This is a genomic window from Leifsonia sp. 1010 (assembly GCF_031455295.1).
GTDB lineage: Bacteria > Actinomycetota > Actinomycetes > Actinomycetales > Microbacteriaceae > Leifsonia.
The window spans coordinates 1,858,988-1,877,512 of record NZ_JAVDSL010000001.1 but is presented as its reverse complement, the minus strand read 5'-3'; the positions used below and the strand labels follow the sequence as shown (position 1 = coordinate 1,877,512).

Here is an 18,525-nt window from a genome sequence, read left to right as displayed (position 1 = left end):
GTTACTTGCCTCCCTGGTTCGCTGCCTGGTCGAGTGACGCGTAGAAGGCGCGTGCGGCCTCCCACGTCGGGAGGAGCCCCGCCTCGGCGGCCTCGTGCAGGCCGGGTGCGTCGGTGTCCTTCGGGGAGAGCAGGGGCTCGCCCGCCTCGTCCGGGAAGCGCAGGGCGATGTCCGCGTCGAGCGGGTTGATGCCGTGCTCGCGGGTCGGGTTGTACGTGTCGGTGACGAGGTAGCTGACGGTCGCGCCCTCCGTGAGTGCGACGAAGCAGTGCCCGAGGCCCTCGGCCACGTAGATAGCGCGGCGGTCGACGTCGTCGAGCAGAACGCTGTCCCACTTCCCGAACGTCGGCGACCCGACGCGGATGTCGATGACGAAGTCGAGGACCGCACCCTTGGGGGCGGTGACGTACTTGGCCTGGCTCGGCGGGATGTCCGCGAAGTGGATGCCGCGCACCGAACCGCGCTTGGAGACCGAGCTGTTGGCCTGGCGCAGGTTCAGGGGGTGCCCGACCGCCTCCTCCAGCCGGTCGAAGCGGTACCACTCGAAGAAGACGCCGCGGTCGTCCGCATGCTGCTGCGGCGTCACTTCGTAGGCGTCAGGGATGGAGAGCTCGCGGATTTGCACCCGAGGAGTCTAGCAAGGGCCTCCTGAGCAGCCGCGCCGTCTCGCGCGCGGCCTCGATCAGGACGTCCGCGCGGGCGCCGAACGAGTGCTGCTGCCGGATGCTCTCGACGATGGCCGCCATCGCCTGCCCGTCGGGCCAGCCGGCCTCCGAGCTGATCAGTTCGCGCAGCTCGTCCACCGAGGCGTAGGCGCGGGCCGCACCTCCGAAGATCTCGAGACCGTCGATCGGGTCCGTGACGACGCGCGCCCCGCTTGCGACCGCGTCGAACAGCCGGTTGGAGAGGAATCCCTCCGCCGCCATGTCGTGCCAGTGGTCGTTGAGCACGATCCGTGCGCTGGCGTAGGCGGCGGAGGCCCGGTCGTTGTCCAGGAACTCGGCCCGGATGTGCGCCGGGTCGATGAACCGCTCCCATCCGTCGCCGTACACCGCCAGGTCGGCTCCCGCCTCGACGGCGTCGCGCACGACGGGACGGAACACGTTGCGCGTCTTCCCGACGAAGAGCACGTCGGAGGCCAGCGCCGGATCCGACCTCTCAGGACTGAAGCGTGCCGGCGAGGTGGCCTGCAGCAGAGGACGCACGGGGACCGCCGACAGCGCATCCATCCGCTCCGCCCACCGCGGCCCGGCCGCGAAGACCAGGTCGTAGCTCTCGATCTCGTCGAGCGTCACGAGCTCGGGGTGGCTGATGACCCAGAGGATGTTGACGGCCGCCGGATTGGTCGGCAGGCGGTAGAGCCCGCGCAGCGCGATCGACACGTCGTCGAGGTGGTCGGAGTCCGGCCGCACCATCGACTCCCGGGTGTCGATGACGACCTGCTGGCCGCGCTCGCGCAGGGCCGCGGCGAGGTCCTCCGCGAAGTAGGTGTCGCCCCAGACCCGCCCCTCCGGGCCGAGCGGAGCGCCGCTGCGGATCGACCAGCGCAGCGCGCGGGATGCGTCGGCCGGGCCCTGCTCGGCCTCGCGCACCAGGATCGGCCGGGCGCGACGCGCCACGTCGTCGAAGTCGTTGCGCACGATGCGGCGGCGCAGGTCCGGCACCGGATCGCCCGCCAGTCCGACCAGGGCGAGCCCGGCGTGCCCGTACACCGCCGACGGGGTGGGCTCGACCAGGCTCTCGCTCGGCAGCCCGCTCCAGGCCGTGCGGCTGGAAGGCGAGGCGACCAGCCGGCGGCTGTGGGCGTCGGCGACCTCGGCGCGTGCGCGCAGGGCGACGACGGCGCCGCTCCCGACGCTGGCCCGGGCGAGCGCGACGTCCGCCGGCTCTCCGGGGGCGAATCCGTCGAACACGGCGAGGTCGACGAGGACCGCTGGGGAGACGACGACGCGAGCGGGGAGCGACTCCCCCGCCGGCAGGTCGGCGGGGAGGTGCCCTTCGAACAGCCGGAGGGGCGGGGCGCCGCGGGAGGCGAAGACGGCCCCGGCGTCCACGACGGTCCCCGACTCCCGCACGATCACGGGCTGGACGAACGCGGCACCGGTCGAGACGGCGACGCGCAGCAGTTCGGCGGCCGCGTCGTCGTCCAGCCGCACGGCGGGGTCGAGGAGGAGCGCGTGGCGCGTGGACACCCTGGAGAGCAGGCGGTTCGCCTCCGACGCCCACGAGTCGCCGACTCCCCGGCTCGGGTCGACGGTCAGGGTGGTCGAACCGTCGGTCCGATCGCCGGAATCGGCCGCCGGCCTGTACGGGACGGACTCGCGCGCAGGCACCGGCGCCGCGACATCGACGGGCCGGGCGCTTCGGCCGAGACGATCGCCGAGCGCCGCGGCGACAGCGTCGACGACCTCGGCGAAGGGGCGGCCGAGGGCGGCGGGCGCCGCCCACTCCCCCGGATCCTCGGTGAGCGCCTGCCGGGCGGCGGCGACGAGCGCCTCCCCGAGCACGTCCGGTCGCGCCTCGACCGCGCGCAGGCGCTCGTGGAGGCCGCCGCGAGCGCCGTCCACGTCGTTGGTCACCGAGACGGCCCCCGAGATCGCCAGGTCGAACGGCGGGTGGCTCGGGTGCGGGCTGGCCTGCAGGCTCAGGCCGACATCCACCTCCGAGAGCAGGGCGAAGTAGTCGTCGCGCGTCAGCACGCCGCGGTTGACCAGCACGGCGCCGTCGAGGTCGACATCAGGGCCGTCCTCACCGGCCATGACGAACGACGCCGGGATGCCCTCGGCGGCCAGCCGGCGCGAGGCGTACCGCAGGGCCGCGAGCCCCAGCCCGTACATGTTGCGCGGACGCGCGGTGCGACCGTAGAAGAAGATGCGCACCGTGTCCGCCCGGCGACGCGCCTCGGCCGTCTCCCGCAGGGCGTCGAGGTCGAAGGAGGGCGCGAACACGAAGTCCGGGTCCACCTCGGGCGCTCCGCTGCGGGCCAGGTAGGCGGCGACCGGCGTGGAGTTCACCACGGGGGTGAAGCCAGCGCGGTACGTCGACTCGGCCACCGCGGAGTCCGTCGACCAGCCGACGAATCCCGGCTCGTAGTCCTGGATGAGGTACACGACGTCGGACGCGTCGATCCGGCCGGTGCGCGCGGCGACATCCAGGGCGTGCGCAGTCCACCAGTGCGTCGCGACCCAGAGATCGGACCGCGAGAACGTCGCGGAGTCGATCTCGTCGCCGGAGACGATGGCGGCGTCGCCGATCCCGAACGCTTCGAGGCGCGCGCGGATCGCGTCGGCCTGGTCCGTCGGCTTGAGGAGGACGATCCGGACCGGCAGGCCGAGACGTCGGCCGAGCCCCGCCGCGAACTCGAGCGCCGTCTTCACCCCGGCGAAGATGCCGTCGGGATGCAGCTCGGGCAGCACCAGGTCGAGCGCGGCGTCCGCGTCGGCGATGGTGCAGTGCAGGAACGACTCCGAGAACGGCGTCAGCCCGCGATACGGCGACGACGGGCGGACGGGAGCGGCCGGCGTCTGCTCGACGACGTCGGCGGGCGCGGGGGCGCTCTCAGCACCTCGCTGCGCGTCATACGCGGCGGCGGCGGCCCGCAGCGCCTGGCGCTTCGCGGGGTCGCGCAGGAAGTCGCGCGAGAGCGCGAGCATGTCCATCAGGTCGACGCGGCGGGTCATCGGTCTCCAAGTCGTCGTGGGGTGCGCTGCAGAGTCTCAGGTGGCCCGGGAACACTTTCGCTAGGATTGCTCGCGACCATCGTAGGAGAAGGCACCCAACATCCCCATGAAGATTCTCGTCACCGGCGGCGCCGGTTTCATCGGCTCCAACTTCGTCCGTCGCACCCTGCAGGATGCCTACCCGGGCCTGGAGGGCGCCGAGGTGGTCGTGCTCGACGCGCTCACGTACTCCGGAAACCTCGCCAACCTGGCGCCGGTGGCCGACTCGCCTCGCTACACCTTCGTGAAGGGCGACATCCGCGACGGCGGCCTGCTCGACGAGCTGTTCCCCACGGTGGATGCGGTTGTCCACTTCGCGGCGGAGTCGCACGTCGACCGCTCCGTGCGCGACGCCTCCATCTTCGTCGAGACCAACGTCCTCGGCACGCAGCAGCTGCTCGACGCCGCGCTGCGCAACAACCTCAAGCGCTTCGTGCACGTCTCGACCGACGAGGTCTACGGCTCGATCGCCGAGGGCTCGTGGGCGGAGGACCGCCCGCTCGAGCCCAACTCGCCGTACTCGGCGTCGAAGGCCGGAAGCGACCTGCTCGCGCGCAGCTACTTCCGCACGCACGGGCTCAACCTCTCGATCACGCGGTGCTCCAACAACTACGGGCCGTACCACTTCCCCGAGAAGGTCATCCCGCTGTTCGTCACGAACCTGATCGACGACAAGCACGTCCCGCTGTACGGCGAGGGCAACAACATCCGCGACTGGCTCCACGTCGACGACCACACCCGCGGCATCGCGATGGTGCTCGTGAACGGCCGCGCGGGCGAGATCTACAACATCGGCGGCGGCACCGAGCTCACCAACAAGGAGCTCACCCAGCTGCTGCTCGACGCCACCGGCAAGGACTGGTCGTACGTCGACCGCGTCGCCGACCGGCTCGGCCACGACCTCCGCTACTCGGTCGACATCTCGAAGATCCAGTCCGAGCTGGGCTACGAGCCGCTGGTGCCGTTCCAGCAGGGCCTCGCCGATGTGGTGCAGTGGTACCGCGACAACCGCGCGTGGTGGGAGCCGCTGAAGGCCCGCGCCGCGCTCGACAACTGATGCGCATCCTCATCGCCGGCGCGGCCGGGATGCTCGGCCAGGACCTGCAGAAGGCGCTGGCCGACCGCGACGTCACGGCGCTCTCCCGTGCCGACCTCGACGTCACCGACCGTGACGCCGTGCTCGCGGCCGCCGCCGGCCACGACGTGATCGTCAACGCCTCGGCCTACACCAAGGTCGACGACGCCGAGACGCACGAGGACGACGCCTACGCCATCAACGCGCTCGGCACCGAGAACCTCGCGATCGCCGCCGCACGCAACGGCGCACGGTTCGTGACGGTCTCGACCGACTACGTCTTCGACGGCCACGCGACGGAGCCGTACGCGGAAGACACCCCGCGCGACCCGATCAACGCCTACGGCCGCACGAAGGCCGCGGGCGAGGAGCTCGCGCTCGCGGCGCATCCCGACGGCACGTTCGTCGTGCGCACCGCCTGGCTCTACGGCGCGGGCGGCCCGAACTTCGCCAAGACGATGGTGAAGCTCGCGGGCAGCCACGAGAGCGTCAGCGTGGTCGACGACCAGCTCGGCCAGCCGACGTGGACGGGCGACCTCGCCGCGCAGATCGTCGCGCTGCTCGACAGCGATGCCCCGGCCGGGGTGTACCACGGCACGAACTCGGGTCAGACGAGCTGGTACGGGTTCGCCCGTGCGGTCTTCGCGCAGGCCGGGCTCGACCCGGAGCGCGTGAAGCCCACCGACAGCTCGACCTTCGTCCGGCCGGCTCCGCGCCCCTCGTACTCGGTGCTGGGCCACGACGGCTGGGCCCGTGCCGGCCTCGCTCCCCTGCGTCCGTGGGAGGACGCCCTCGCCGCGGCGACGGCGGAAGGCCTCTTCGCGGAATGACCACTCTCCGTGTGATCGTCGACGAGCTCGTCGGAGACGAGCCCGGCGGCGCGCGCCGGTACACGGAGGAGCTCACCCGTCAGCTCATCGCCACGGCGCCGCGAGACTGCTATGTCGAGGCGATCGTCTCGCACGTGAGCGACGAGCAGGTGCAGGCGGTCCGCGACCGCCTTCCGGGTGTCGCTGCTGTCACCCGCCTGCCGCTCGCCCGGCGGGAGCTGGCCCTGGCCTGGCAGTCGGGTCTGTCGGTCGGCGGCCCGCCCGGGATGCTGCACGCTCCGACCCTTCTCGCACCGCTGAAGAAGCACGTGCAGCTGGACACCCCGCAGCAGATCGCGGTCACCATCCACGACACTCTCGCGTGGACGCATCCCGAATCGCTCGGGTCCGCGGCGACGATCTGGACGAAGACGATGGCGAAGCGTGCCAGGAAGCACGCCGACGCGATCGTCGTGCCGACCCACGCCGTCGCCGACCGGCTCGGCGAGTACCTCGACTTCGGCGACCGCATCCGCGTGATCGGCGGGGCTCCCGCCACCGCCCTGCGCCTGCCGGCCGACGCCGACGAGCGCGCGGCGCGCCTGGATCTCCCCGAGCGGTACGCGTTCACGCTCGGCACGGTCGAGCCGCGGAAGGGCATCGCGCCCCTGATCCGCGCGATCGCGCGCCCCGAGGCGCAGGGCATTCCCCTGCTGATCGCGGGACGCGACCGCGTCGGCGAAAGCTCCGCGACGGGGGTCGCCGCGGCCGCCGGACTTCCGGAGGATCGTGTGCGCCCGCTCGGCCGCCTCGACGACGGAGACCTGGCCGTCGCCCTCGACCGTGCGACGCTCTTCGTGTACCCGAGCGTCGCCGAAGGGTTCGGCCTCCCCATCGTGGAGGCATTCAAGTTCGGTCTGCCCGTCATCCACTCGGATGACGCCGCCCTCGTCGAGGTCGCCGCAGGCGCGAGCGTGCTGGTCGAGCGTCCCGCTCCGGGTGAGGACGACGAACCGTATGCCGAGCGTCTCGCAGCCGCCATCGGCCGCGTGCTGTCAGACGCCGAGTTGAGCGCCCGTCTCCGGGTGCTCGCCTCCGACCGTGCGCGCGCGTTCAGCTGGCGTGACTCCGCCGAGCGGGTCTGGCAGCTTCACGCCGACCTCTGACCCGCCTCCTGCGCAGTGCGCTCGTCGGCCGTCGCCCCCGACGCTCGCTCGTCGGTCTCGTCGTCACGGCCGAACCAGGTGCGGTACCGGTCGGACGCCCAGTTGCCGACGGCCTTCGACCAGCCGTGGCTGCGCTTCTCGATCAGCCAGGTGAAGCCGACGGCCACAACGACCGCGACCGGGATGCCGAAGAGCAGAGGCACGTACCAGGGCTCGTCCGCGAACAGGTAGGTGCTGAAGATCAGGATCGGCACGTGCACGAGGTAGAGGCTGAACGAGATCGTCCCGGTGAACTGCACCGGGCGCGTGTCGAGCACGGCGCGGAGCGGCTTCCAGCCGAGCGCTGCCACCACGAGCCCGGCCGCGGCGAGCGGCACCAGTCCCTTCAGCACCGGCTCGAGCTCGGGGATCTCGCCGACGTTCGGCCCGACCAGCCAGGGGGCGATCAGCAGCAGCATGCTGGCCACGGTGAGCGCTGCCCACAGCGGGTGGCGGTACCAGTGCGTGTTGATGCGGTCGGCGACGTTGCGCACCGCCTCGAGGCGGACCGCGATGACCGCGCCGACGAAGAACGCCGGCAGGTACTGCAGCGCACCGGAATCGGCGTGCACGCCCAGGTAGGTGAAGGCGCACGCGGCGGCCAGGGCGCCCATCCACCACTTCCGCACGGCGAGGGCCGCCACCGCGAAGATCGGCAGGGCGAGCGAGAACAGCAGCTCCCAGCGGAGCGACCACAGCGGGTTGTTGATTTGCCCGTCGCCGCCCAGGAGGTCCCAGGCCTTGACGATGTACTCCCAGCTGAAGTTCGGCGTGGAGGAGCTGCTCAGCCAGGTGCCCTTCGGCTGGGTGGACACCTGCGGGATGGCCATCACCCAGACGGCGGCCAGCAGGACGGACGCCATGACCGGGACCAGCAGCCGGACGGCGCGGCGAGGGAAGTAGGCGACCCAGTCGAAACCGCGGTGGCGGATCACGGGAAGCGTGACCACCAGGCCGGAGAGCACGAAGAAGACGATGACCGACTCGACACCGGCGGTCGCGAGCTTCAGCGGCGTGTAGCTGATCCACCACATCGCAGATCCGGTCGGCGCGGACCCGGTGCCCGGAGCGCCCGGGAAGTCCGGGTTCGTGTACATGGCATGGTGCAGCAGGACGACCACCGCGGCGATGCCGCGCAGACCGTCCAGCGCGGCCAAACGGCCGCCCGTCGTCTGTTTCGTCTTGTCTGCCACCGTTACACCTGTACCCGTCATAGGCGGGCGACGGTACCCATCGGCCCTGGGCAGTTCCTGTGACCCGTTCAGGGGTCAGCTGGATGCGAGAGAGCGGCCATCCGCGTGGCGGCACGGCCACATGGCAGGCGGCACCTACCATGTTCGCTATGCCTGCATCCACGTCACCGCTGGTCTCCGTCGTCATGGGATCGGACTCCGACTGGACGGTCATGCAGGAGGCTTCGCGCCTGCTCACCGAGTTCGGCGTCGCGCACGAGGTCGAGGTCGTCTCGGCCCACCGCACCCCGGAGAAGATGATCGCCTTCGGCAAGGAGGCGGCCGGACGCGGCGTCCGGGTGATCATCGCCGGAGCGGGCGGCGCAGCGCATCTTCCCGGCATGCTGGCCGCGGTCACGACCCTCCCCGTCGTCGGCGTCCCGGTGCCGCTCGCCCGCCTCGACGGACTCGACTCCCTGCTCTCCATCGTCCAGATGCCCGCCGGAGTGCCGGTCGCGACCGTCTCCATCGGCGGCGCACGCAACGCGGGCCTCCTCGCCGTCAAGATCCTGGCCACCTCCGACGACGCCCTCGCCGACGCTCTCGCGCGCTTCGCCGCCGACCTCGAGGCGAGCGTCGAGCAGAAGAACCAGGCCCTGCAAGCCCAGCTGTGAGAACCGCCCGATGACGATCGCCACGCCGCTGCGCCACCCCGACGCCTCCTCGTCCCAGACGATGACGAAGCGGGGCTGGTGGCTGGTCACCATGAACATCCTGCTGCCCGGCTCCGCCCAGGTCGTCGCCGGGAACCGCCTCCTCGGCCGGGTCGGCGTGCTGGCCACGCTCCTGCTCTGGCTGCTCGGCATCGTGACGCTGGTCGTCTACCTGGTCTCGCCGTCGTCGATCTACACGCTCTTCACGCAGGCGGGGAGCCTGACCCTCGTCCAGACCCTGCTGATCGTCTACACGGTGCTGTGGGTCGTGCTCACGCTCGACACCCTGCGCCTGGTGCGCCTCATCCGAACCGCGCCGAACGCCCGCGGCTGGATCGCCGCGTTCTCGGTGCTCGTCCTCGTCGGGCTCTCATGCACGGCCGGCTATGCGTCGGTCGTCGCCGGGTCCGCCCGGGGCGCGCTCGGCGACATCTTCTCGGCCGGGCCGTCACAGCCTCCCGTCGACGGCCGGTACAACATCATGCTGCTCGGCGGCGACGCCGGCCCCGACCGCGACGGGCTGCGCCCGGACAGCATGTCCATCGTCAGCATCGATGCGAACACGGGTCAGGCCGTCACCGTCGGCCTGCCACGCGACCTCGACCCCGTGCCCTTCCCGGCCTCGTCGCCGCTGCACGAGGAGTACCCGGACGGCTACGGCTACAACGACCGCTGCGACGTGGACGTCTGCCAGCTGAACTCCATCTATACCGAGGTGGAGCTGTACAAGCCGGACCTGTACCCCAACGCGAAGAAGAACAAGAGCGAGCCGGGCATCGAGGCCATGCGCGACGCCCTCGAAGGCGCGACCGGCTTGAAGATCCAGTACTACGTCCTCATCGACATGCAGGGTTTCGCCGACCTCATCGACGCGCTCGGCGGTGTCGACGTCACCGTCACCGACCGTGTGCCGATCGGGGGCGACGAGAACCTCAACGGCGTCGCCGAGTGGATCGAGCCGGGCAAGCGCCATCTCGACGGCTACCACGCCCAGTGGTACGCCCGCGCCCGCCATGGTTCCAGCGACTACGACCGCATGGCCCGTCAGCGGCAGCTGCAGGACGCCATCCTGAAACAGGTCAACCCGGTCAACGTGGTGTCGAAGTTCCAGGGCATCGCGACGGCCGGCGCGCAGGTGATGAAGACCGACATCCCGCAGTCGATGCTCGGCTACTTCGTCGACCTGGGCATGAAGACGCGCAAGCTGCCCGTGCAGCAGCTGGAACTGGTGCCGCCGACGGTCAACCCGACCGAGCCGGACTACGCGCAGATCCAGGAGCTGGTGCGCCAGGCGGTCAACCCCGCCACGGCGAAGCCGAAGGGGAGCTGACCGGCAGCCGGCCGCCCTTCGGCTCGACTCGGCCAGCCCAGGTCAGCCCTCGAAGAAGGCGGCCGCCGCGCGAGCGCGGTACACGACGTCCTCGACATCCTCCCCGCCCACGACCGTCACGTGACCGACCTTGCGGCCGGGCCGCGGCTCCTTGCCGTAGCCGTGGAACTTGGCCTCGGGATGCGCAGCGAGCGCGGCCGGGTAACGGTCCTGGAGGCTGCCCTCCGACGGGCCGCCGAGGATGTTCACCATGACCGACCAGTCGGCGCGCGGCTCGGTCGACCCCAGCGGCAGGTCGAGAACGGCGCGCAGGTGCTGCTCGAACTGGCTCGTCACGGCGCCCTCGATCGACCAGTGGCCGCTGTTGTGCGGGCGCATCGCCAGCTCGTTGATCAGCACCCGCCCATCCGTCGTCTCGAACAGCTCGACGGCGAGGACCCCGGTGACCCCGAGTCCCGCCGCCACGCTGCGCGCGATGTCGGCGGCCGCCTCCGCGACCCGGCCTGCCGCTCCCGGGGCCGGCGCGAGCACTTCGGCGCAGACGCCGTCGCGCTGCACGGTCTCGACGACCGGCCACGCCGCGATCTCCCCCGACGGACGGCGCGCGACGAGCTGTGCGAGTTCCCGCTGGAACGGCACGAGCTCCTCGACCAGGAGCGCGCCACCACGGCCGTCCTCGGCGAGCGCCAGGAACCAGTCGTCGGCCCCGCTCGCGTCGGACACCACGCGGACGCCCTTGCCGTCGTAGCCGCCGCGCGCGGTCTTCACGACCGCCCGGCCGCCGTGGTCGGCGAGGAAGGCGCCCAGCTCGTCCGCGGACTCCACCGCGGCCCAGTCCGGCACCGGCAGCCCCAGCTCGCTGAGCTTGGCCCGCATCTGCAGCTTGTCCTGCGCGTACAGCAGCGCGTCGGGTCCCGGATGCACGGGGATGCCGCGGGACACCAGCTCCCGGAGGATCGCCTGCGGCACGTGCTCGTGGTCGAAGGTGACCACATCCACGGTCTCGGCGAACGCGAGCACCGTGTCGAGATCACGGTAGTCGCCGACGCCCGACGCGGCGATGTCGGCGCTCATGCCCTCCGCCTCCTCCAGCACACGGATGTCGACCCCGAGCTCGATCGCCGGGGGAATCATCATCCGTGCCAGCTGACCTCCGCCGATTACTCCGACGATGTGACTAGCCATGGACCATCCGCTCCTCTGATACTTTTCATGCTGGCCGGGGGGAACTCACAGGAACGCGAAACCTGGTCCGCGTACTGTGACGAACGCATTGACCATCTTCCCGCATCTCAGAGCAGGGGCATGACGACCGAGACCAGCACACCGGCGCGCCGAGCGCGGCTCCTTCCGCAACTGATCAAGTTCGGCGCGGTCGGAGCCGTCGGTTTCGTGGTCAATCTGCTCGTGTTCAACGTGCTGATGGTCTTCGTCCTCGTGAACGTGCCGCACAAGACCCTCTTCTCGACGGCGATCGCGACGCTGGTCGCCATCGGCACCAACTGGATCGGCAACCGGTACTGGGCGTTCTCCGGCAACCGCAACGAGAACGCCACGCGCGAGGGCATCGAGTTCTTCATCGTGAGCCTGGCGGGCATGGCGATCCCCCTCCTCTGCGTCTGGGTGTCGCATTACCTGCTCGGCTACCAGAGCCTGCTTGCCGACAACATCTCCAACAACGTGGTCGGTCTCGCGCTCGGCACGGTGTTCCGGTTCGCGTTCTACCGCTGGTGGGTGTTCTCGCCCGACCGCGCGGTCGCACGCGCCGGCCGTCGCGCACCGGTTTCGGCGCGGCCGCACGTGCCGTCACTCGGCCGCGAGAAGGCGCCGATCACCGGCTCGACCCTAGCGAGCGCCCCAGACCGTGGTCTCGTCGGAGACTGACTGCGACTGCTGACGCCGCACGGCCACGACGGTCTGCGAGTGGTCCATGAGCTCGGACAGCGCGCGCTGGACCTGGTCTGCCTTCGGCACATCCTTCAGGACGACGGGATGGTCGAGGCCCGAGTTGATCAGCACGTCGCCGGACCGGAACAGGCTCTGCAGCCAGGTCCGCCGCACGCTCACGTCGTAGCCGCGGCTGTGCAGCAGCTCCTGACGGACGCGTACGAAGAACCCGTGCCGGATGATCAGACGGCGATTGGTGATCGTGTAGCGGCGGCTCAGCCAGGCAGCGAGCGGCAGGAGGAAGAGAAGAAGCACGACAGCGGCCGCCGCGGACCACAGCAGGACGATCTCCCAGACCTCACCGACCCGGCCCGCGAGGTATCCGACCGCGCCGGCGGTCGCGATCAGCACGAGGCTCGGGAAGAACAGCCGGCGGGCGTTCGAACGCAGCCGGGCCACCACGCGCTCGGGCGGCTGGGCGGGTATCCCGTCCGGGCTGCTGCTCATGCTCCATTAATACCGCAGGTGCGTCACGTCGCCCGCCGCCACTGCGGTGCGGCCCGCATCCGACTCCACGATCAGCCGACCGCTCTCGTCGATGCCGACGGCGGTGCCGAGAAGGTCGTTGCCGGACGGCAGCTGCACACGGACCGGCCGGCCGATCGTGTGGCAGGCCTCCGCGACCTCGTCGCGCAGCGCGCTGCGGAGCGGATCGCCCCCGGCGGCCAGGAACTCGCGGTACAGCGTCGTCAGCTGGATGAGGTAGGCCGAGAGCACCGCATCCGCGTCGACATCGTGCGCGCCCGCGAGAGCCAAGGAGGTCGACGTCTCGGTCGGGAGCTCGTCACGCGTCTGCGTGAGGTTGACGCCGGCGCCGATGACCAGTCCCGACATCCCCGGCAGCAGCTCGGCGAGGATGCCGCACACCTTGTCGCCCTCGATGAGGACGTCATTGGGCCACTTCACCTGCACCCCGCCGGGGACGAACCGGCCGAGCGCGCGGCTCATCGCCAGCCCGCCGAGCAGCGGGAACCAGCCGAACGACTCGGGCGGCAGGCCGACCGGCTTGAGCAGCACGGAGATCGCCAGGGCCCGTCCCGGCGGCGTCACCCAGACCCGGCCGAGCCGGCCGCGACCACCGGTCTGATTGCCCGTGACGATCACCGCGAGGTCCGGGAGGTCGCCGGCACGGGCGCTCAGGACATCGTTGGTGGAACCGGCCTCGGGGAGCACCTCGAGCACGGGGACGATGGTTCGGCTGCGTCGGAAGTCGACGGGGTCAGTCTCTCGCACTGGACCAGTCTGCCAGCGCGGGGCGGTGGATTTGTAGGGTTTCGTCAACGGCACGGCCATTCGGCTGGCCGGTAGAGTGAACGACGTGACCGACACCGAACCTCGTCAGACCGATCAGCTCCCCGACCTGACCACCACCGCCGGCAAGCTCGCCGACCTGAAGGAACGGTTCCACGAGGCCGTCACCGCGAGCGGTCAGGCGGCGATCGAGAAGCAGCACGCCAAGGGCAAGCTGACCGCCCGCGAGCGCATCGACCTCCTGCTCGACCAGGGCTCCTTCGTGGAGTTCGACGAGTTCGTCCGCCACCGCACCCACGCCTTCGGCATGGAGGCCAAGCGTCCCTACGGCGACGCGGTCGTCACCGGCGTCGGCACCATTCACGGCCGCAACGTCGCGGTGTTCAGCCAGGACTTCACCATCTTCGGCGGCTCCCTGGGCGAGGTCGCCGGCGAGAAGATCATCAAGGTCATGGATCACGCGCTCAAGACGGGCGTTCCGATGATCGGCATCCTCGACTCCGGCGGCGCCCGCATCCAGGAGGGCGTCGTCGCCCTCGGCAAGTACGGCGAGATCTTCCGGCGCAACACCGCGGCCTCCGGCGTCATCCCGCAGATCTCCATCGTCATGGGCCCGGCCGCCGGCGGCGCCGTGTACTCCCCCGCCCTCACCGACTTCGTCATCATGGTCGACAAGTCGAGCCACATGTTCGTCACCGGCCCGGACGTCATCAAGACGGTCACCGGCGAGGACGTCGGCTTCGAGGAGCTCGGCGGCGCGCTGACCCACAACAAGGTCTCCGGCGTCGCCCACTACCTCGCCTCCGACGAGGAGGACGCGCTCGACTACGCGCGGACCCTGCTCAGCTACCTGCCGCAGAACAACCTGGCCGAGCTCCCGACGTTCCAGTCCGAGCCGGAGCTCGAGATCACCGACGCCGACCGTCGGCTGAACACGATCATCCCCGACTCCCCGAACCAGCCCTACGACGTGAAGACGATCATCGAGGGCGTTGTCGACGACGGCGAGTTCCTCGAGATCCAGCCGCTGTTCGCGCCCAACATCGTCATCGGGTTCGCCCGTGTCGAGGGCCGGTCGGTGGGCATCGTCGCAAACCAGCCGAGCGCGATGGCGGGAACGCTGAACATCGACGCGGGCGAGAAGGCCTCCCGGTTCGTCCGCTTCTGCGACGCCTTCAGCATCCCGATCCTCACCCTGGTGGATGTGCCCGGCTACCTGCCTGGCACCGACCAGGAGTGGACGGGCGTGATCCGGCGCGGCGCGAAGCTGCTGTACGCGTACGCCGAGGCGACCGTGCCGCTGGTGACCATCATCACCCGCAAGGCGTACGGCGGCGCCTACATCGTCATGGGCTCCAAGCAGCTCGGCGCCGACATGAACCTCGCGTGGCCCACCGCCGAGATCGCGGTGATGGGCGGCCAGGGCGCGGTGAACATCCTCTACCGCGGTGAGATCAAACGGGCGGAGGAGGCCGGCGAGGATGTGGCGGCCGTCCGCACGAAGCTCGCCAACGAGTACACCTACAACGTCGCGAGCCCGTTCCTCGCCGCCGAACGCGGAGAGCTCGACGGCGTGATCGAGCCGGCGGCGACGCGCGTGTCGGTCATCAAGGCGCTGCGCGCGCTGCGCACCAAGCGGGCGACGCTGCCCCCGAAGAAGCACGGGAACATCCCGCTGTGAGCGGCAACGACGCCCAGGGCGGCGCGCCGCTCGATCCGTCGCAGCTGCGCTTCGTCACCCGCGGTGTGACCGCGGAGGAGATCGCCGCCGTGACCGCCGTCCTGACCGCTGCCGCCGCCGAGCAGGCGGCCGCCGGTCGGAAGGCCAGGGCCGAGCGGGGCCCGGATGCCTGGGCACGCACGCAGCGCAGCCTCCGCGGCGAGCTCCGGCCCGGCGCGGGTGCCTGGCGGTCGTTCTCGGGCTGAGATGTACCCCGATCGGGGCGTCCCCCAAGTAAGGGACACGCGGATTCTTCGGCGTGTGCCACGAACGGGGGTCGTGAAATGTCCCCCAGGTGTCCTCCAAAATGACGACTATGTATTTTCTGAGAGCGAAGCCACTATAGATATTGCTAGGTGTCTCTCCTCGTGAGTCACACCGCCAATCACTCGCCGACTAGGGTAAGCGGGCGAGTGCTTTGGGGGCGAGTCAGGGCGATATTCGGGTTGTCGCCCTGACTCGGGGTTTGAAAAGGGGCCGACAATTCGGGTGTCGGCCCCTTTCTCCTCGTTAAGAGGCGTGTTCCGTTCTCGGAAGGGTCAGCCGACCGGCCGGGGGATCTCCAGCCAGAGGTCGACCTCGTCGTCCTCCGACTCCGCGCCGAGCGCGTTCGCCGCGCCGTCGTCCGACATCCGCAGGCCGACCACCGTCACCGCGGTCTTCGACGACCGGGGGACGGTCCGGATGATCAGCTTGTCCGTGGTCGTCCCGCGAATGGCGTCCGCCAGTCGCCGCAGCACGGTCTCGAGGCCGCGCTGGTCGAGGTCGTCGATACCGCCCTCGTCGAGCAGGCTAACGACGACACCGCGGCGACGGGCGTCCATCACCTCGCGCCTGACGTCGTCATTGAGCAGGCGGCGTCCGCGGATCTCGTCGCGGATCGCACCCTCCAGGTAGCGGCACTCGCGGCGCTCCGCCTCGGTGAGGTCTCCCCCGCGACGCACGATCTCTGCGAGCATCGGGGCGGCGACGCGATACGTCTGCCGGAGGCGCAGCTGGCGCTCCATGACGTGCGCCTCCTGCGCGGCCTGCCATTCGGTCGCCTCGCGCTCTGCTCGAGCGAACTGGAGGGCGTCCCGGCCGGCCTTCGCGAGCGAGCCGGAGATCACGACGGCCACACCGACCCACACGACCGACCCGATGACGCCCAACCCGGCGAGTGCGCCGAGACCGGCCCAGACGACCGTCTGCACGGCGAGGAAGGCGACCCCGGCCCACGCGACGATCTGCTGCCGACGGACCGCGCAGATGGTCATCAGCGTTCCGACCGCGGCGACGTACCACGTGGCGTACCCGTTGTCCTTCGACGCGTCCAGCTGGCTCGTCACGAGGATCGGGATGACGACGCACACAGCGAGGTCGAACGCGGCGAGCCAGAGCGGCATCTTCGTCGGGCTGGTCGGCCACAGGCTCATCACCGTCGCGACGCCGTAGAGCACCATCGCGACGACGATCGGACCGGCGGAGCGCGGCATCCACAACGACGACAGCGCGAGGAACAGATGATAGGCGGAGAAGAGCGCGCCGAGAATCAGGAAGAGGACGCGGTTGAGGGTGATCACTCCGCCGCCTCCGTCTCGCGGGGCTCACGCGGGGCGAAGGACCCCTGCTGGTCGGAGCGCGCTGCTCCGGGCGCCTGCGCACCGACGGGCTGCGGCTCGGCTGAGGGCCAGAGGATCGTGACCGTCGTTCCCTCACCCGGCTCCGAGCGGATGTTCGCACGGCCACCCACCTTGGCCAGACGGTCGCGGATGCTGATCCGCAGGCCGAGCCGCTCCGCCGGGACCTCCGCCTCGGTGAACCCGCGTCCGTCGTCGCCGACGATGATCTCGACGGTGGCCGCGGGGCCGCCCCCGCGGATCGACAGGCTGCGGTGCACCTCCGGGCCGCCGGCGTGCTGCATGCTGTTCACCATCGCCTGGACGGCAGCCGAGTAGACCGCCTCCGCGACATTCACGGGCAGCATGTGCACCTCGACGTCGCGCACCTCGACGGCGAACGGCGACGAGAAGGCGTTGGCGGAGGTCGCCAGCCGCTCAGCGAGCTGGCTGAGGCCGACGAGGGACTGGTCCTCCGGAGTCGACGCCTCGGCCGCGTGGAGGTGCCCGATCGCATCGGCGGCCATCGCGGCGGCGAGCTCCTTCTGCTCCGGCGACCGGGCGGACGCGGCCGAGAGGAGGGTCGTCAGAACGCTGTCGTGGACGATGGCGTCGACCTGCACGCGCTCCACCTCGGTGGCGTGCTGGCGGACAGCCGTGGCGTAGCGCGCGAGAGCCTGGCTCTGGGCCGCGTCCACGGCGCTGGACGCCTGCCGCATCATGGCGATGATCGCGAGGATGACACCGCCCAGGATGACGGCGTAGATGGTGTCGAGCGCCGCCAGCTCGAACCCGACGCCGCCGCCGGCGGGCAGGGCCCGGACGACGCCGTAGGCGATGGGGGCGACGAAGGTGTACACGATCGCGAGCCAGAGCGGGTAGGCGACCGCGGCGAACGCGGTGAACACCGAGCAGAGGAACCACAGCCACGGCTTGTCCGAACTGAACGCGCTCGGGTCGCGGACGAGCAGCGGCCACGTGACGATGGCGGCGAGGTACAGGATGGACAGGACGCCCATCGCGATCTTCACCCCGCGCTGCACGATCGCCAGGATCACGGTGAGGGCGAGGCCGCCGAACACGACGATCATCCAGACGGCACCCCACGGTTCGCGGAGGGCGCTGAGCTGACCGAGGGCCGTCGGCAGGGTCTGCAGGCCGAAGACGAGCCCGAAGGCCGACACGGTCCGGTCGGAGATGCGCTCGATCCGCGCCCGGCTGAGGGGGTTGCGGGGCTTGGCCGGTTCGAGCGGCGCCCCGGGGCGAACCCCGCTAGGAGCGCTCATTGCCCGTCTCGGGGTCGAGCCCGGGAAGGATGCCGTCCTCCACGGCGCGTCGGAGGAGGTCCACCTTCGTCGGCGCCGGCCGGCCGACCTCCACGTATTTCACGCGGATGCGGTCGAGGTATTCGCGGGCGGTGGAGTTCGCGATTCCCAGCTGGGCGGCGACCGCCTTCAGGGGGAGTCCGGAGGCGTATAGGTGGAGGACGTCGCGCTCGCGACGCCCGAGCTGCGCTTTGGCGAAGTCGCTGTCGGCGTCGATCGCCGTCGCCCACTCGAGGTTGTTCAGGACGTCGCCGCGGGCGACGGTGGCGATGGCGCTGATGACGGTGGTGGTGGGCGATGACTTCGGGATGACGCCTGCAGCTCCGGCGGCGAGCGCCTCGCGAACGCTCGCGACGCGGTCGGCGATGCTGTGCACCAGCACAGCGGCCCCGGTCGCCTGGGCCCGCTTGACGTTGTCGGTCACCTTCGAGCCGTCGCCCAGGGACAGGTCGAGGACGACCACGTCGCATTCCTGCGAGCCGAGCTGGGCGACGAAGTCGTCCACCGTGGGCGCGGTGACGATCACGTCGTACCCGGCGTCCTGGCAGGCCGCCTTCAGCCCGAGACGCACGGACTCGTGATCATCGACGATTGCCACCCGCACCATGTTGACCATCGTAGGGGGTGAATGCATGCGGACGGTCGTCCGGGCGCCAGCGCG

The 18,525-nt window shown here is 70.6% G+C and carries 17 protein-coding genes; 8 read left to right on the top strand and 9 right to left on the bottom strand.

Annotated features, from left to right (window positions below; translation table 11 throughout):
• Nucleotide 1 precedes the first annotated feature (1 nt).
• Together J2Y42_RS09075 and J2Y42_RS09070 are read right to left on the bottom strand one after the other, a co-directional pair.
• Complete coding sequence (locus J2Y42_RS09075; RefSeq protein ID WP_089874802.1) at nucleotides 2-625, bottom strand: dTDP-4-dehydrorhamnose 3,5-epimerase family protein; 624 nt, start codon at nucleotides 623-625, stop codon at nucleotides 2-4.
• Complete coding sequence (locus J2Y42_RS09070; protein ID WP_309857138.1) at nucleotides 597-3,680, bottom strand: hypothetical protein; 3,084 nt, start codon at nucleotides 3,678-3,680, stop codon at nucleotides 597-599. Before J2Y42_RS09070 ends, J2Y42_RS09075 begins: the two co-directional genes overlap by 29 nt.
• A gap of 106 nt (nucleotides 3,681-3,786) precedes the next feature.
• Here J2Y42_RS09070 and rfbB point away from each other — a divergent pair, with 106 nt between their 5' ends.
• The 3 genes from rfbB to J2Y42_RS09055 are packed head-to-tail and all read left to right on the top strand — an operon-like array spanning nucleotide 3,787 to nucleotide 6,769.
• Entirely contained in the window at nucleotides 3,787-4,776 is a 990-nt protein-coding gene (gene rfbB / locus J2Y42_RS09065) for a dTDP-glucose 4,6-dehydratase (RefSeq protein WP_018190037.1), read from the top strand.
• The gene (rfbD, locus tag J2Y42_RS09060; RefSeq protein WP_309857132.1) at nucleotides 4,776-5,624 is read left to right on the top strand and encodes a dTDP-4-dehydrorhamnose reductase; all 849 of its coding nucleotides are present in this window, start codon (nucleotides 4,776-4,778) and stop codon (nucleotides 5,622-5,624) included. The genes rfbB and rfbD overlap by 1 nt, the downstream gene beginning before the upstream one ends.
• Nucleotides 5,621-6,769 carry a glycosyltransferase family 1 protein gene (locus J2Y42_RS09055; RefSeq protein WP_309857130.1) on the top strand — a complete coding sequence of 383 codons (1,149 nt, stop codon included), beginning with the start codon at nucleotides 5,621-5,623 and terminating at the stop codon, nucleotides 6,767-6,769. Before rfbD ends, J2Y42_RS09055 begins: the two co-directional genes overlap by 4 nt.
• Here the strand turns inward: J2Y42_RS09055 and J2Y42_RS09050 are convergent.
• Nucleotides 6,754-8,001, bottom strand: coding sequence for an acyltransferase (locus J2Y42_RS09050; protein WP_309857127.1), 1,248 nt, complete (start codon nucleotides 7,999-8,001; stop codon nucleotides 6,754-6,756). The genes J2Y42_RS09055 and J2Y42_RS09050 overlap by 16 nt on opposite strands.
• Nucleotides 8,002-8,150: 149 nt before the next feature.
• On the opposite strand from J2Y42_RS09050, the gene purE reads away from it, so the two are divergent.
• Both purE and J2Y42_RS09040 read left to right on the top strand, forming a co-directional pair.
• Nucleotides 8,151-8,654: a 5-(carboxyamino)imidazole ribonucleotide mutase gene (purE, locus tag J2Y42_RS09045; RefSeq protein WP_309857124.1), complete on the top strand. Its 504-nt coding sequence runs from the start codon at nucleotides 8,151-8,153 to the stop codon at nucleotides 8,652-8,654.
• A 10-nt stretch (nucleotides 8,655-8,664) separates the two neighbouring features.
• Complete coding sequence (locus J2Y42_RS09040) at nucleotides 8,665-10,023, top strand: LCP family protein (RefSeq protein ID WP_309857119.1); 1,359 nt, start codon at nucleotides 8,665-8,667, stop codon at nucleotides 10,021-10,023.
• A 42-nt stretch (nucleotides 10,024-10,065) separates the two neighbouring features.
• Here the strand turns inward: J2Y42_RS09040 and J2Y42_RS09035 are convergent, their stop codons facing one another.
• Complete coding sequence (locus tag J2Y42_RS09035; protein ID WP_309857116.1) at nucleotides 10,066-11,208, bottom strand: 5-(carboxyamino)imidazole ribonucleotide synthase; 1,143 nt, start codon at nucleotides 11,206-11,208, stop codon at nucleotides 10,066-10,068.
• A 120-nt stretch (nucleotides 11,209-11,328) separates the two neighbouring features.
• On the opposite strand from J2Y42_RS09035, the gene J2Y42_RS09030 reads away from it, so the two are divergent.
• On the top strand, nucleotides 11,329-11,907 hold the full coding sequence (locus tag J2Y42_RS09030) for a GtrA family protein (RefSeq protein WP_309857113.1): 579 nt from the start codon (nucleotides 11,329-11,331) through the stop codon (nucleotides 11,905-11,907).
• Here the strand turns inward: J2Y42_RS09030 and J2Y42_RS09025 are convergent.
• Together J2Y42_RS09025 and J2Y42_RS09020 are read right to left on the bottom strand one after the other, a co-directional pair.
• Complete coding sequence (locus J2Y42_RS09025; RefSeq protein WP_309857110.1) at nucleotides 11,869-12,417, bottom strand: PH domain-containing protein; 549 nt, start codon at nucleotides 12,415-12,417, stop codon at nucleotides 11,869-11,871. The genes J2Y42_RS09030 and J2Y42_RS09025 overlap by 39 nt on opposite strands.
• Nucleotides 12,418-12,423: 6 nt before the next feature.
• The gene (locus tag J2Y42_RS09020) at nucleotides 12,424-13,203 is read right to left on the bottom strand and encodes a biotin--[acetyl-CoA-carboxylase] ligase (RefSeq protein WP_309857107.1); all 780 of its coding nucleotides are present in this window, start codon (nucleotides 13,201-13,203) and stop codon (nucleotides 12,424-12,426) included.
• A gap of 76 nt (nucleotides 13,204-13,279) precedes the next feature.
• Here J2Y42_RS09020 and J2Y42_RS09015 point away from each other — a divergent pair, with 76 nt between their 5' ends.
• Both J2Y42_RS09015 and J2Y42_RS09010 read left to right on the top strand, forming a co-directional pair.
• The gene (locus J2Y42_RS09015) at nucleotides 13,280-14,902 is read left to right on the top strand and encodes an acyl-CoA carboxylase subunit beta (protein ID WP_309857105.1); all 1,623 of its coding nucleotides are present in this window, start codon (nucleotides 13,280-13,282) and stop codon (nucleotides 14,900-14,902) included.
• Nucleotides 14,899-15,147: an acyl-CoA carboxylase epsilon subunit gene (locus J2Y42_RS09010; protein WP_309857102.1), complete on the top strand. Its 249-nt coding sequence runs from the start codon at nucleotides 14,899-14,901 to the stop codon at nucleotides 15,145-15,147. Before J2Y42_RS09015 ends, J2Y42_RS09010 begins: the two co-directional genes overlap by 4 nt.
• Nucleotides 15,148-15,480: 333 nt before the next feature.
• Here J2Y42_RS09010 and J2Y42_RS09005 read toward each other — a convergent pair whose 3' ends face one another.
• Genes J2Y42_RS09005 through J2Y42_RS08995 form a run of 3 tightly spaced genes read right to left on the bottom strand, consistent with a single transcriptional unit; the run spans nucleotide 15,481 to nucleotide 18,471 of the window.
• Nucleotides 15,481-16,503, bottom strand: a complete 1,023-nt coding sequence (locus J2Y42_RS09005) for a hypothetical protein (protein ID WP_309857100.1) — start codon at nucleotides 16,501-16,503, stop codon at nucleotides 15,481-15,483.
• A complete protein-coding gene (locus tag J2Y42_RS09000; RefSeq protein WP_309857097.1) occupies nucleotides 16,500-17,825 on the bottom strand; it encodes an ATP-binding protein in 1,326 nt (441 codons plus the stop codon). Before J2Y42_RS09000 ends, J2Y42_RS09005 begins: the two co-directional genes overlap by 4 nt.
• Complete coding sequence (locus J2Y42_RS08995) at nucleotides 17,812-18,471, bottom strand: response regulator transcription factor (RefSeq protein WP_309857094.1); 660 nt, start codon at nucleotides 18,469-18,471, stop codon at nucleotides 17,812-17,814. Before J2Y42_RS08995 ends, J2Y42_RS09000 begins: the two co-directional genes overlap by 14 nt.
• Nucleotides 18,472-18,525: the final 54 nt, after the last annotated feature.

Excerpts from the sequence above, each read along its gene's own strand:
- J2Y42_RS09025 (WP_309857110.1), bottom strand. The coding sequence starts at position 12,417 with ATGAGCAGCAGCCCGGACGGGATACCCGCCCAGCCGCCCGAGCGCGTG.
- rfbD (WP_309857132.1), top strand. The coding sequence starts at position 4,776 with ATGCGCATCCTCATCGCCGGCGCGGCCGGGATGCTCGGCCAGGACCTG.
- J2Y42_RS09070 (WP_309857138.1), bottom strand. The coding sequence starts at position 3,680 with ATGACCCGCCGCGTCGACCTGATGGACATGCTCGCGCTCTCGCGCGAC.
- purE (WP_309857124.1), top strand. The coding sequence starts at position 8,151 with ATGCCTGCATCCACGTCACCGCTGGTCTCCGTCGTCATGGGATCGGAC.
- J2Y42_RS09030 (WP_309857113.1), top strand. The coding sequence starts at position 11,329 with ATGACGACCGAGACCAGCACACCGGCGCGCCGAGCGCGGCTCCTTCCG.
- J2Y42_RS09040 (WP_309857119.1), top strand. The coding sequence starts at position 8,665 with ATGACGATCGCCACGCCGCTGCGCCACCCCGACGCCTCCTCGTCCCAG.
- J2Y42_RS08995 (WP_309857094.1), bottom strand. The coding sequence starts at position 18,471 with ATGGTGCGGGTGGCAATCGTCGATGATCACGAGTCCGTGCGTCTCGGG.
- J2Y42_RS09000 (WP_309857097.1), bottom strand. The coding sequence starts at position 17,825 with ATGAGCGCTCCTAGCGGGGTTCGCCCCGGGGCGCCGCTCGAACCGGCC.
- rfbB (WP_018190037.1), top strand. The coding sequence starts at position 3,787 with ATGAAGATTCTCGTCACCGGCGGCGCCGGTTTCATCGGCTCCAACTTC.
- J2Y42_RS09035 (WP_309857116.1), bottom strand. The coding sequence starts at position 11,208 with ATGGCTAGTCACATCGTCGGAGTAATCGGCGGAGGTCAGCTGGCACGG.
- J2Y42_RS09055 (WP_309857130.1), top strand. The coding sequence starts at position 5,621 with ATGACCACTCTCCGTGTGATCGTCGACGAGCTCGTCGGAGACGAGCCC.